This is a genomic window from Halomonas sp. IOP_14 (assembly GCF_021021315.1).
GTDB lineage: Bacteria > Pseudomonadota > Gammaproteobacteria > Pseudomonadales > Halomonadaceae > Vreelandella > Vreelandella titanicae.
Genome location: NZ_JAINWD010000013.1, coordinates 38,495 through 51,395, shown reverse-complemented (window position 1 = coordinate 51,395; position 12,901 = coordinate 38,495). Strand labels below are relative to the sequence as shown.

Annotated in this window: 13 protein-coding genes; 5 read left to right on the top strand and 8 right to left on the bottom strand. The window is 53.1% G+C overall.

Annotated elements, in window-relative coordinates:
- The first annotated feature begins 145 nt into the window (after positions 1-145).
- Positions 146-883: a helix-turn-helix domain-containing protein gene (locus K7H09_RS11495; protein ID WP_141439825.1), complete on the top strand. Its 738-nt coding sequence runs from the start codon at positions 146-148 to the stop codon at positions 881-883.
- Positions 884-922: 39 nt separating this feature from the next.
- Here K7H09_RS11495 and K7H09_RS11490 read toward each other — a convergent pair whose 3' ends face one another.
- Positions 923-1,858: a LysR substrate-binding domain-containing protein gene (locus tag K7H09_RS11490; protein ID WP_138799706.1), complete on the bottom strand. Its 936-nt coding sequence runs from the start codon at positions 1,856-1,858 to the stop codon at positions 923-925.
- A gap of 97 nt (positions 1,859-1,955) precedes the next feature.
- Between K7H09_RS11490 and K7H09_RS11485 the strand changes: the two genes are divergently transcribed.
- Both K7H09_RS11485 and K7H09_RS11480 read left to right on the top strand, forming a co-directional pair.
- Positions 1,956-2,885, top strand: a complete 930-nt coding sequence (locus K7H09_RS11485) for a DMT family transporter (RefSeq protein ID WP_141439824.1) — start codon at positions 1,956-1,958, stop codon at positions 2,883-2,885.
- Positions 2,886-2,921: 36 nt separating this feature from the next.
- Complete coding sequence (locus K7H09_RS11480; RefSeq protein WP_141439823.1) at positions 2,922-3,788, top strand: putative RNA methyltransferase; 867 nt, start codon at positions 2,922-2,924, stop codon at positions 3,786-3,788.
- Positions 3,789-3,927: 139 nt separating this feature from the next.
- Here the strand turns inward: K7H09_RS11480 and K7H09_RS11475 are convergent, their stop codons facing one another.
- Both K7H09_RS11475 and K7H09_RS11470 read right to left on the bottom strand, forming a co-directional pair.
- Entirely contained in the window at positions 3,928-4,134 is a 207-nt protein-coding gene (locus tag K7H09_RS11475; RefSeq protein ID WP_007111402.1) for a cold-shock protein, read from the bottom strand.
- A 404-nt stretch (positions 4,135-4,538) separates the two neighbouring features.
- Positions 4,539-5,279: an SDR family oxidoreductase gene (locus tag K7H09_RS11470; protein ID WP_141439822.1), complete on the bottom strand. Its 741-nt coding sequence runs from the start codon at positions 5,277-5,279 to the stop codon at positions 4,539-4,541.
- Positions 5,280-5,489: 210 nt separating this feature from the next.
- On the opposite strand from K7H09_RS11470, the gene K7H09_RS11465 reads away from it, so the two are divergent.
- A complete protein-coding gene (locus K7H09_RS11465; protein WP_027957206.1) occupies positions 5,490-6,434 on the top strand; it encodes an AraC family transcriptional regulator in 945 nt (314 codons plus the stop codon).
- A 63-nt stretch (positions 6,435-6,497) separates the two neighbouring features.
- Positions 6,498-7,760 carry a dicarboxylate/amino acid:cation symporter gene (locus tag K7H09_RS11460; protein WP_230804671.1) on the top strand — a complete coding sequence of 421 codons (1,263 nt, stop codon included), beginning with the start codon at positions 6,498-6,500 and terminating at the stop codon, positions 7,758-7,760.
- Between the two features lie 44 nt (positions 7,761-7,804).
- On the opposite strand, the gene K7H09_RS11455 is transcribed toward K7H09_RS11460, so the two are convergent.
- From K7H09_RS11455 to K7H09_RS11435, 5 genes are all read right to left on the bottom strand, one after another.
- On the bottom strand, positions 7,805-8,821 hold the full coding sequence (locus tag K7H09_RS11455; RefSeq protein ID WP_141439820.1) for a proline racemase family protein: 1,017 nt from the start codon (positions 8,819-8,821) through the stop codon (positions 7,805-7,807).
- 46 nt (positions 8,822-8,867) lie between these two features.
- Positions 8,868-10,148, bottom strand: a complete 1,281-nt coding sequence (locus tag K7H09_RS11450) for a TRAP transporter large permease (protein WP_027957204.1) — start codon at positions 10,146-10,148, stop codon at positions 8,868-8,870.
- On the bottom strand, positions 10,145-10,642 hold the full coding sequence (locus K7H09_RS11445; protein WP_022523624.1) for a TRAP transporter small permease: 498 nt from the start codon (positions 10,640-10,642) through the stop codon (positions 10,145-10,147). Before K7H09_RS11445 ends, K7H09_RS11450 begins: the two co-directional genes overlap by 4 nt.
- A gap of 60 nt (positions 10,643-10,702) precedes the next feature.
- Positions 10,703-11,689 (bottom strand): TRAP transporter substrate-binding protein, encoded by a 987-nt coding sequence (locus K7H09_RS11440; protein WP_022523623.1) that lies wholly within the window; start codon positions 11,687-11,689, stop codon positions 10,703-10,705.
- A 183-nt stretch (positions 11,690-11,872) separates the two neighbouring features.
- Complete coding sequence (locus tag K7H09_RS11435) at positions 11,873-12,850, bottom strand: GlxA family transcriptional regulator (RefSeq protein ID WP_022523622.1); 978 nt, start codon at positions 12,848-12,850, stop codon at positions 11,873-11,875.
- Between the last annotated feature and the right edge of the window lie 51 nt (positions 12,851-12,901).

Here is a 12,901-nt window from a genome sequence, read left to right as displayed (position 1 = left end):
CTTAATCCCTGGAAGTCGTAGCACTTTCTCTGTGAGGCTTACTGGTTGCAACTCATTTGCACAAAGTTGTGTTATGGGTGCTGGTTGGTATCGTTATTTGCTACTTTTATGTTGTCTGTTCTTTCATTTCACTGATGAGATTTCAATGTCCCAAGCCGATTCGCTGATTGAAACGCTGAAGCGCCAGCTCCGCGCTCAGGGTAAAACCTATGCCGATGTTGCTCAGTGGTTGGCACTGAGCGAGGCCTCCGTGAAGCGCCTGTTCGCAGAGAAGCACTTTACGCTATCGCGGTTAGAGTGCATCTGCGACCAGCTAAATATCGAATTCGCCGAGCTGGTGCAGACCATGCAAGCGGACGAGCAGCGTTTGCAGGAGCTAACCCATGCCCAAGAGCAGAGTATTGTGGATGACCGTGAGCTGTTTCTGGTGGCTGTCTGCGTCATCAATGGCTATAGCTTCGACGAAATTCATCACCAGTACCAGCTAAGTGAAGCAGAGTGTATCCGGCAGTTACTGAAGCTTGAGCGGCTTACGCTGATAGAGCTACTTCCCGATAACCGGATCCGGCGGCGGGTCGCTGCTAATTTCCGCTGGCGAGCGGATGGGCCAATCCAGCGTTTCTTTCAGCAGCATATCGCTAACGAGTTTTTCCGTTCCCGTTTTGATAGTGACAGCGAAAAACTCATTGTCCTTAACGGACTATTATCCCCTGCGGGAAATGCTGAATGGCAGCAGACCATGCAACGCTTGGCGAAAGAGTTTCATGCGCTATGCGAACGAGAGAGTGGGCTACCCATTCATCAGCGGTTTGGCACGACCTCGGTGCTGGCGGTACGGCAGTGGCAGTATGGGCTGTTCCAAGGCTATAAGCGTGAGGGTTAAGTAAGAAGGTAGATGAAATAAAGGTTGAGACTGCCACCGCTATAGTGATGTATCACGAAAGCTGGCAGCTTCGTGCTCAAGCCACTCCGTGAATCGAGCTACCGCCGGTGGCGCTTCTCCATTACTAGGTAGAATCAGTTCGTAGGCGAATGGAGAAGCGAGAGGATACTGCTCCGCAAAAGGGCGTACCAATACACCGCTCGCTAGCCGGTCAGCCACCAGTGGGTAGCTGGCGAGTACCACGCCTTGCCCGGCAATGGCCTGATCGAGAGCCAAGCTGTAAAGCGAGTATTGCCGCTGGTTGGGCATCTTGGTTAGCGCTACCCCAGCGCTTTTAAACCAATCGCTCCAGCTTGGAATGGGGTGGCCTGCGTGGCTACACCAATCCACGGTGAGCAGTGTCTGTGCCAGCAAATCGTCGGGGGTTTGCATGTTTGCCTGCGCTAATAGAGAGGGCGAACAAACCGGAAATAACGTGTCTTCAAACAGGCGTAGGCTGGTGACACCGGGCCAAGGGCCCTGGCCATAGCGCAATGATAAGCGTGCCCTGTTGGGCAACCACAGCGGTGGCGTTAAGCGCGCCTCGGCATCCAGAGAGATTTCTATTTGCCGTTCATTAGCTTCAAAGCGGGGTAAGCGGGGGAGTAGCCAGAGTTGTAGAAAGGAGGGCGGTGCACTCAGTAACAATCGAAAAGCCTCTTCTGAGCGCTCGGTGACGTTCTGTACACCGCTGGCGATGCGCAAAAGGCCTGCCTGCACATCTTCAGCCAGTACCCGGCCTGCTTCGGTAACGCATACCCCATTGGCATGACGCTCAAACAGCACCACGCCTAAGTGGCCTTCCAACTGTTTGACCTGTCGGCTAACGGCGCCAGGCGTCACCCCGAGGCGATAAGCGGCGGCTTTGAAGCTATTTTCGCGCACGGCCTCGGCAAATGCGCGTAGTGCATTCAGCGGTAGCCTTTCTATTCTCATAGCGTGAGTTTTCCTAAGCCTAGATCCGATAAGTAATCGTTTGTATGCAATGACGCCTACTGCTGCAATGGGCACCTATATGTTATAGGAGCCCGCAATGAGTAATCAAAGAATAGCCTCCACCAACCACACTGTCTGCATGGTTGGTCGATCGCAGCGAAAGTCAGTGGACGCAACGGCAGCATCGTTGATGCTGCTATTTTGCCTGGTGTTGGGTTTTCAGCAGGTGGCGATCAAGGGTGTGGCTGAGGATATCTCACCCGTGGTGCAGATGGCCCTGCGCTCAGCTTTGGCGGTGTGTCTGGTCGGCGGGCTGGCTTCTTGGCGCGGTATTCGCTGGGCGGATGTGGGGCATCATTGGGGCCCTGGGTTGCTGGTGGGCCTGGGATTTGCGGCTGAGTTCGCTTTTATCGCCTGGGGATTAACCTATACCTTGGCGTCCCACATGTCGGTCTTTCTGTATACTGCGCCCATCTTCGCTGCCCTGGGTTTGCATCTTTGGGTACCTGGCGAGCAGCTCTCCATTCGCCAGTGGTGGGGCGTTGGCTTGGCATTTCTGGGAATGGTGGTTGCCATGGCGCCAAGCGGTGCTTACAGCACCGAGATTCTTATTGGGGATACGCTGGGCTTGCTCGCTGGCCTCTCATGGGCGGCCACGACCGTCGTGATCCGCAAGACTTCGCTTTCTGAGGCGCCAGCAGAGCTCACTCTGAGCTATCAACTGAGCGTGACGGCGTTGTTGCTCCTGCCGGTGGCGGCTATATCCGGGCAGCTAATGAGCGCGCAGTTTACCCCAATGGCGTTAGCCAGCCTTGGTTTTCAGACGCTGATCATTTCGTTTGCTGCGCTGCTGTTATGGTTTACCTTGCTGCGCCGCTACCGCGCTTCGCAGTTAGGCGTGTTTTCTTTCTTGGCGCCGCTTTTCGGTATTCTGTTTGGTACACTACTGCTCAATGAGCCGCTGAGTATTAATTTTATAATCGGCGGTGGCGTTATTTTAGTTGGCATCATTCTGGTGACTCGCTAAACGCATGCACCCATCTACCTTTGCGAAGACACCGATATGAGCATCACCCCTTTTCAAGCACTGGCGTGCCCGCTAGACGGAAAACCACTCAGTTGGTCGGATAGTGTTTGGCGATGCTCTGATGGTCACAGCTTTGATATTGCTAAGCAGGGCTACGTTAATTTACTACCTGTGCAGCAAAAGCGTTCCCACGATCCGGGTGATAGCAAGGCGATGGTAGCTGCTCGCCAGCGTTTTCTTAACGCGGGGTACTATCAACCCATTGCGGAGGCAGTCAGTCATGCTGTGTTGGGCCATGCCGAGGTTCAAAAGGCAGACAGACTGCCTTTTAGCTGCCTGGATGCGGGCTGCGGTGAAGGTTATTACCTTCGCCAATTAGCTGACGCGGCGACTAACGCGCAGCCACTTTCACTGATGGGGCTGGATATCTCTAAATGGGCGGTATTGGCCGCAGCAAAACAGGATGCTAAGCAGGCACCGCTAAGCAGCTGGGTCGTGGGGAGTAATGCACACTTGCCGGTGCAGACGGGAACGTTGGATAGCGTGCTGTGTATGTTTGGCTTTCCAGTGGTAAGCGAGTTTGCTCGTGTGTTGAAAACCGGTGGCGTACTACTGCAGGTTGAAGCGGGGCCTAATCACTTGAGGGAGCTGCGGGAGATTATCTACCCCACGTTAAAAGCTGAACGTGCGAGTGAGACGGTAGTGCCCGATGGCTTTATTCACCATGGCAGCGAGAGGGTAAGCTACTCAATTGCACTAAATGGAAGTGAGGAAATTGCCGATCTGTTGGCGATGACGCCGCATCTTTACCGAACCAGCCCTGAGGGGCGTGATCGCGCAGCGGCACTTGAGGTGCTGGTGGTGACGGTGGATGTGCGAATAGTGATGTACATGCGAATATAGAAGGGTAGTGCAAACGCAGCTTCCCTTTAGTCTGCTCTAAACGCGCAGTTTTAATATGCCCAAACGCAACAAGGCCCGCATAAGCGGGCCTTGTTATTCGAACCTTAGAAGGTTCGAGCAAATTCTTAAGCGCTAGGGCTTAGGAAATTTGCTTGATGTTTGAAGCTTGAAGGCCTTTCTTACCCTGGGTAACGTCAAAGGAAACGTTAGCGCCTTCTTGCAGGGTTTTGAAGCCGTCTGCTTGAATTTCAGAGAAATGGGCAAACAGGTCATCGCCGCCGTCAGAAGGAGCAATAAAACCGAAGCCTTTAGTATCGTTGAACCACTTAACTGTGCCAGTAGACATAGTAAAAATCCTTTCGCGCAAAGCGCTTTGTAAAGTTCCTGGTATCACCCAGATTAATAGCGGATAAAACAAGGAATACAATTACAGTCTTGCCGAAAGATTTTGTACACGTCTATCTCGTACATTTCTAAATCTTTTTCGTACACTTCTGAAACCATGCTTGCTTGCTAACCAACTGGCGCTACATTGTCATGAATTGTAGCGCGTGTCAAAGCCTTTCTGGATTGTCTTGCCTATGGGGCGCAGTGAGAGCCTCTATTAGAGGTGGTCGCTGGAAAATAGTGATAATGCCAGCGACCATCAGGGCACGTTTCCAGTAAATGGGAAGCTTGTTTTCTTACATGAATATCGCTCGTGCTAATGTTTACGTTTGGCCAAAAGCTCGGACAGCACCTGACGCGCAGTTAGTGACTCGCCGTAGGCCGTACGACGATATCGCTGGTATCCACGTCATCGGGCTGGTTGATGGCATGCGCAATGGCGGAGGCGATCGCTTCGGGCTTGAGGGCAATTTGGCGGAAAAGGTCGATTGCCTTTGCGGTTTCAGAGTCGGTGATGGTATTGGCCAGCTCTGATTCCACTACCCCGGGGTAGACACAGGTCACGCGGATCTTGTCGGTTTCCTGACGTAGCCCATCGGAAATAGCGCGCACCGCATATTTAGTGGCGCAGTAGACTGCTGCGGTGGGCATAACAGTGAGGCCACCGATGGAGGAGATGTTGATCACCTGGCCACTTTCCTGGGCCTCCATAGTAGGCAGAACAGCGGCGATACCATTGAGTACACCGCGAATGTTGACATCAATCATACGATTCCACTCATCTACCTTAAGTGCTGCTAACGGTGATAGCGGCATAACGCCTGCGTTGTTGACGATCACATCTATGCGGCCGTGGGTATTGATCGCGAAATCTGCAAACGACTGCATGTCCTGAAGGTCGGTGACATCCAGCGCTTGAAAATCCACTACGCCTCCTTCTTCGCGAAGTGATTGGGTCAATGCTTCCAATCGGTCAGTTCGGCGTGCGCCAATAATCAAACGGTGCCCTTGACCTGCAAGCCAGCGAGCAGTGGCTTCACCGATGCCGCTGCTGGCACCGGTCAATAAAACGACTTTGGAAGACGAGGTTGATAAAGCAGTCATTGGATAATCCTCAGGGTAGTGGGTACCCGGAGAAGATTAAGCTGCTGCGGCAGGCATCTGTATAGGCAATCCTATTGCATGCTTGCCTAATCCTATTTGTTTGTTAAAGGTGGGCGGCGAGACAAGCAACACAGCATGTATATTGCTCTTATGGTGTTATTGGCTCTTAGGGTTGATTCAGGTGCGGCACGCATGACCAAGGTGGTTAACATGACACTGAAGAGCGATTCTGTGGTTTACAGCAATATCGTCGAATGCTTATACCAACTCGCACCACACGAGGGATATACCCAGTCGTTACTGGACGGCGTACGCTTTATGCGTTCTAACCGCCCGCTTAAAAACACCTCTGTGCTCTACGAGCCGAGTATCGTCATCATCTGCCAAGGCCGAAAGCGTGGCTATTTGGGAGATGAGGTGTATATCTACGATGCGCAGCGCTATTTGGTGCTATCAGTACCCTTGCCGTTTACTTCGGAAACAGAAGCCAGCCCTGACGAGCCAATGCTGGGTATTGCTATCCGCCTGGATGCGGTAGTAATCGCCGAATTGGTGACGATGTTGGAGGCGTCAGGCGAGTATGGGTTTGAGGCGCCGCGCGGCATGCTTTCAAGCCCGCTGGAAGAGCCGCTGGCAGATGCGACATTACGTTTATTGAATGCGCTTACCTCACCAACGGATGCGCATATTCTTGCCCCTTTTATTGTTAGGGAGATCTGCTATCGGGTATTGACGGGAGAGCAGGGCGGCAGTGTTCGAACAGCGCTCTCCCATTATGGGCAATTTGGTAAAATTGCTAAGGCGCTCAACCGTATTCATGCTAACTATGCCGATGCGCTGGAAGTAGCAAGCCTGGCGAATGAAGCTGGCATGAGTGCGCCAGCCTTTCACGTACACTTCAAGGCGGTCACCCAGACCTCACCTATCCAGTACATTAAATCCACCCGCTTGCACCATGCTCGGCTGTTAATGATACGTGATGGGTTGACGGCTGCCGCGGCCGCTAGCCGAGTGGGCTATGAAAGCCCCTCCCAGTTTAGTCGTGAATTCAAGCGCTTCTTTGGCCGCCCACCAGCAGAGGAGGTGCGTACCATGAAGGCAAGCCTTGATTTATTGCCGCCTACTCACCTGGTAGATATCGCTGTGCCACACTAATAGAGTGTGATGTACGCTTATCAAATTAGACCTACCAACTTCTTCAAATCTGTAGGGACGCAAATGACTCGTATATGGAAGGCCTATGCTCAGGCATCGTTGATTTTACGCGTCACTGTTGCGCTTGTTCTGGGCGTTGTCGTTGGGCTTATTGGTGGTGAGACAGTGGCTGCCTGGCTAGCGCCGCTGGGTGACCTGCTGCTACGGCTGCTTACTTTTCTGATTGTCCCCATTGTACTGTTTACGCTGATGGTGGGGGTGAATCAGTCCCGGGAGGGAAGAGCTGGCCGCGTGGGCGGCAAGGTGTTTGGTTATTACCTTACCTCTTCAGCGCTGGCGATCATGGTGGGCTTAGCGGTTGCCACGTTGTTTAGTCCCGGCAGCGGTATGACGTTGGATGAGAGTGCCAGTTTCTCGGTGCCCGAGAATCCAGGCGTTGTCGATACGCTGCTGAATATAGTGCCGGATAATATTATTGGTGCGTTTGCCGAACTCAACATGTTGGGCATTATTTTTACGGCGCTGGTGTTTGGCATCGCGCTGCTAAAAATGCGCCAGTCGGAGCGCCAGCATGCCATGGGGGAACGCCTTTATGGGGTGATTGAAGCGCTAAACGAGGTCACTCTAAAAGTGATGTCGGGGGTATTGCACTACGTGCCCATCGGCGTGTTTGCGATTGTCGCCGAAACGGTGAGTCAGCAGGGGTTGGCAACGCTGCTCTCATTGGGCGATATGGTGATTGTGCTTTATATCGCCCTGGCAACCCAGCTGCTGATTTATTGCGGCATCATGCGGCTGTTTGGCGTGAAGCTGCGCACCTTTTTTCGCGAAGCCCGTACGCCAATGGCCACGGCGTTTGCTACCCAGAGTAGCTCGGGTACGTTACCGCTAACGGTTAATGCTGCCCACCGCTTAGGAATTCCCAAAAGCATCTATGGTTTTAGTCTGCCGTTAGGGGCTACTTTAAATATGGATGGAGCGGCGATTCGTATCGCCATCTCGGCGGTGTTTGCCGCCAACGTGATTGGTGCACCGCTGGATTTCATCAGCATGGTGCAAATAGTGTTGATCGGCACGCTAGTGTCGGTGGGCACGGCAGGGGTGCCGGGGGCCGGTATCATAATGATTGCCACGGTGTTTGCTCAGGTGGGCCTGCCAATTGAAACCGTCGCGTTGCTCACCGCTATCGATGCACTGGTGGGAATGGGGTGTACTGCGCTGAACGTGACAGGCGACTTGGTCGGCACCTCCGTGATAGCCCGTAGTGAAGGCGAGGAGTTGCAAGAGGAGCCCGTCGAAGACGCGGGCTTGGCAGTAAGAGGGTAGTGCGTTTATCTCCCCCCTGAGAACGACTTAGGGGGGAGATCGCGTTAACCAATCATAAAGCCGCGACCCACGGGGTCTCTCTCATCAATCAGCCATTTGGCATAACCGATCAGTTCAGCGGTACCTTGCACGCTTGGACGAATGGCAGAATAACCACCAATTTCGGTTTTACCCAATATTTTGCCCGTGAAACGGCCGCTTCCCAGCAGGCCTTCCGAGTAGATTTCCTTGTTCTCTTCCAGTTCATTTCGTGCGTGAAACATGGCCATCATGGCGCTGGTTCCAGTGCCACCAGGCGAGCGATCCAGCTTGCCGCCTGAGAACACATGGACGTTGCGGTAAAGTGAATCTGGCTGCGTTCCCTCATGCCAGAACGTAACGAAATTTAGACCATTGATGTGAGCATGTACGGGGTGACGAATCGTCATGCGTTTATTCAATTCTGCCTTGACCGTCTCTCCCGCCATCGAAAAATAACTGCCATTTTCGGGGCAGATGGGTTGCTTGTCAGATGGAATGCGAATGATAGCGAAGAAGTTGCCACCAAATACCAGGTCAGCCTTTAGTGTACCCAGCCCCGGAACGTCAACAGGAATGTCCTGCTCCATCACGAAGGCGGGCACATTTTCAAAGCGAGTCCAATGCACTTTGTCGGCATCGGCTTTGACCTCCGAGACGACGGTGCCAGCGGTAGTTTCAAAACGGATGCGTGTCATGCCGTCTTCTTGTGCTGGTGGCGCCAAGCGGTGAGAAACCATCGCCATGGAAAGGGCTATGGTGCCGTGACCACACATGTCGACGAACTGTTCGCCATCCATCCATAGCATGCCAGCGTCATGATGCTCATCGGAAGGTGGGGTTAGAAAAACACCAAACATGTGCTGGTGGCCGCGGGGCTCACGCATCAGGCTAGTGCGGACATGGTCGTGATGCTCTTTCAAATAAGCGCGTTTGGATAGAATGTTGCTGCCATACGGGTAGGGAATGCCAGCATGCACGATGCAGGTTGGCTCGCCTTCCGTATGGGTATAGATAACGTCAAGGAACTGTTGGTTTTTCATGGTTGCTTCTTCCTGTGGGCTGTGCGGTTGGGTTATTAGTCTTGGGTTAAAGACCAAACCAGCGGGGTACGCTCATGACCATGCCAGCAGGCCAGACAATCACGGCGAGCAGCACTGCCAACATCACGGCAATGAACGGTAGGTTGGCGTAGGTAATGCGGATGATATCGACACGTGAAATCACGCTCGTAATAAACAAGGCGGCCCCGACCGGTGGCGTCTGCTGGCCAATACCCCAGCAAAGAATGACCACCATGGCGAACTGGAGAGGGTCTATGCCTAGCAATTGAACACTGGGCAGGAACAGTGGCACCACTATGAACATCATCGCGATGCCATCGAGGAAGGTACCGGCAATAATCAAGACGATGCTCAAAATCAGTAGAAAGCCGATGGGGCCCATATCCAGAGCTGCGATCGGCCCGAGAACTAGCTGCCCGAGACTTTGGTAAGTGAAGGTGTAGCCGAGTGTATGTGCCGCTGCCGTCACAAACATGACCGCACCGGTCAACACGGCACTCTCAACCAGGGCACGATAAAGCGCACGTAGTGAAAGCGAACGATAAAGCACCATGCCAGCGAAGATGCCATAAGCGACTGCCACGGCGGAGGCTTCGGTCGGTGTGAAAATGCCGCCGAGGATACCGCCGAGGATGATGACTGGCATTAGCAGGGCCGGGAATGCACTGACCAAGCTACTGCCCAGTTGCCTGATCGAAAATGCAGCTTCGATAGGATATTGGCGTTTCACCGATATCCACCACGCCATCAGCATGAGTCCTATGGCAATGAGGAGCCCTGAGACTAGACCGGCAGCAAATAACGCCCCTGTCGAAAGTCCCATATAGGCACTCAATAATACCATGGGCACGCTGGGAGGAATGATGATGCCAATAGTGGAGGAGGAGGCAGTCACGGCGGCAGTAAAGGGTGCGGAGTAACCCCGTTTGACCATCTGGGGGATCATCACACCGCCCACGGCGGCCGTATCTGACATGGAGGTGCCGCTCATGCCTGCAAAGAACATGGAGGTCAAGATATTGACCGCCGCCAGCCCACCCCGTATGGCCCCCACCATGGAACGAGCCAGATCGACAAGCCGTGCTGAAATACCGCTGTGGTTCATTATCTGGCCCGCTAGAATGAACAGCGGAACAGCCAATAGCGGAAAGGACTCGGTACCTCGGTATAGGCGCTGTACCAGCACGAGCATATCGACACCGGAAAAAGCGAGTACGCCGATAGAAACAAGTGTCAAAGCGAAGGCGATTGGCATGGCCAGCCCAATCAGAGCCAGAAGTGCAAGTAGTATGACGAGTAGAATCATAGCTCTGACTCCTCCAGAGCGGCTCTTCGAGCGGCTTCATAGGGCGGTATCTTTGCCTTGGCGGCAACGACACACTGGCGAACCAATTCCAGCAACATGCCCGCGCCGGAGATAGGCACGGCGGAGTAGAAAAGCCACTGAGGTGCACCTAGCATCAGCGTTGTACGGTTGGAAAAGGTGAGTGTTTGTTCCAAGCCCCACACGATCATGATGACGCAGACCAGCCCTATCAGTGTCTGGTTGATAAAGAACAATACCCATTGACCGCGATAGGGAAGTAAGGCAGCGATAACATCAATACGTAGGTGAGCGCCTTGCCTGAGTGCCAGATAACCGCAGAAAAAGGTAATGTAGACCAGCAGACCCACTAAGACTTCGGCGCTCCACGATAGCGAGGCATTCAGGATGTAGCGCGCAGCCACTGCCGCTATTGCCAGGAGAGTAATGGCAGCCAACAGCAGTGCCGCGACCGCTTCAAAAAAACGATCAAGCATGGTAGTGCTCCCGGGAGTAGCGACGGGCAGGAAGTGCCCGCCGGGAAGTGTGCTCTGTCGTTAGGGGAGGTCGGCGATGCGTTGCACCATGTCACGTGCCTCTTGTGACAGTCCTTCGGTAAAGGAGTCCCATAGAGGTTGAGAGGCTGCTATGAAGGCGTCAGTGTCTACCTCGTTCACTTCCATGCCGTTCTCTTTTACAAGCTCCACGACGCTCTGATCCGCTTGTTCTCCAAAGTTAACCGTTGCCTCGAAGGCCTGTTCGCCACCCTCGAGTAGAGCTTGCTGAACGCTGGCATCAAGATCCTGGAAACGTGACTCGTTCATCAGCAGGAAGCCGACGGTGTAAACATGCCCAGAGAGTGAAAGGTAATCCTGTACTTCGTAAAAGCGGCTGGCCTCTACTTCGACGAGAGGATTTTCTTGGCCATCGAAGACACCGGTCTGAAGGGCGGAGTAAAGTTCTGGATAAGGCAGCGGGGAAGCGTTAGCGCCATAGGCATTAAACATCTCGACACGCTGGCGGCTGCCAGGGGTACGGATTCTTAACCCGTCAAGATCCTCAGGTTTTTCAATGGCATGACTATTGTTGGTAATATGACGGAAACCTCCTTCATAAAAACCGATAACACGGTAGCCTTGCTTTTGAAGCTTGTCTTTTAATTCTTGACCGATTTCACCGCTCAGGACATTGCTCACATGCTCCCTGTCTCGAAATAGATAGGGAAGTGAAAGAATACCCATATCTTCATCAATGGTAGTAATCGGCGTTTCAATAGTGGCGATATCTAACAAGCGTGTATCTATTGCTTCTATATTGCTGACTTGATCGCCAAGTGAACCAGAATGAAAAAGTTTTATGTCGGCACTGTTATTGGTCGCTTCTGCCACGTGTGCGGCTAGGGCATTCAACCCCGCCATCTGGATGCCTTGCTGGCTTCCAATGGTCGCCGCTCGAAGCTCTAGCTCGGCGGCTGCTACCTGGCCTGCCAAACCGAGCCCTAGGGCGAAGGAAGCAATATATCGTACGGAGGAAAGTGCTTTCATGGTGACGCTCCGGAGGTTGTTTTTGCGGGAGTCATGTCACGGACCTTTACGATCACGTGTCTCTAGAGTAGGTCTGCGCCACCATGATTTATAGAATAAAAGAGACAGAAAATTGAATTTTTTGGACGGATTGCGCACGTAGTAACTGTTTGAAAATCATGACAGCAGGCGGCTAACGAAGAGCTACAAACGTTTTTCCTGTCTGCGTGACTGGCCTGGGCTACAAGCGAAATGCGCATGAAAGTCTCGGGCGAGATGAGCGGCATCGGAGAAACCGCAGTCAGCGGCAATATCGGCAATTGAGCTGTCGGTATGGTGGAGTAGCCAGTCTGCATAGCGCAGGCGCATGATTTTGAAGTAGCGCATAGGTGTGATTCCCAGTTCTTGACGAAAGAGTCGATCAAGCTGTCGGGGGCTTAAATTGATCCGCTTGGCCAGGTCACAAGCACTTAGACGGGTATTCAGCGATTGCTCCATGGTGAGTACGGCTACCCGGACTCGCTCATCGCGAATTTCATGGATGGCTTCAAAAAAGTGTGTTTGTGGAGAGTTGGACGTACGCATGCCGTTTAAGATCATGTGACGAACCGCCTGCTGGGCCTTCTCGGGGCCACATGTGCGATGAATCAGGTGCAGGGCCATATCCGTTGCACCTGACGAGCCTGCACAAGTGATTACCCTGGCGGATTCCAGAAATATTCGATCGGGAGTGGCATCGATTTTGGGAAACTGTTGGCGAAAATCATTGATTACGTTCCAGTGCACACATACCCGTTGGCCTCTCAGTAGGCCTGCACGGGCAATGGCAAACGTGCCAGTACATACACCGACAAGTTTCACTCCTTTGCTATGCGCTTCCTTGAGATATTGACTCAGTGCCTGATCTTCGTGGGGATTGAGATAGTCATTACCACCACAAACGGCAATATGAGTGAATTCACCCGGTTCACGATATGGTGTTTGTGGGTGGGCCTCCAAGCCGCAGCTGGAGGTGATTGGGCCGGGCCCCATGATCTGCCAGCTACAGTGGATTTGCCTGCTTCGGCCACCCTTGTCGGCAGCCAAGCGCAATGAATCGATGAACCCTGCAAAGGCATTCATGGTAAATAGCGGGAGTAGGATAAATCCGACGCGCAGAGGCGGTTGATGGCCCAATGGCATAGGGGCGAGGCTCTTGATGGTGAGTGGGCACGACTCCTTAGAGTATGCCCT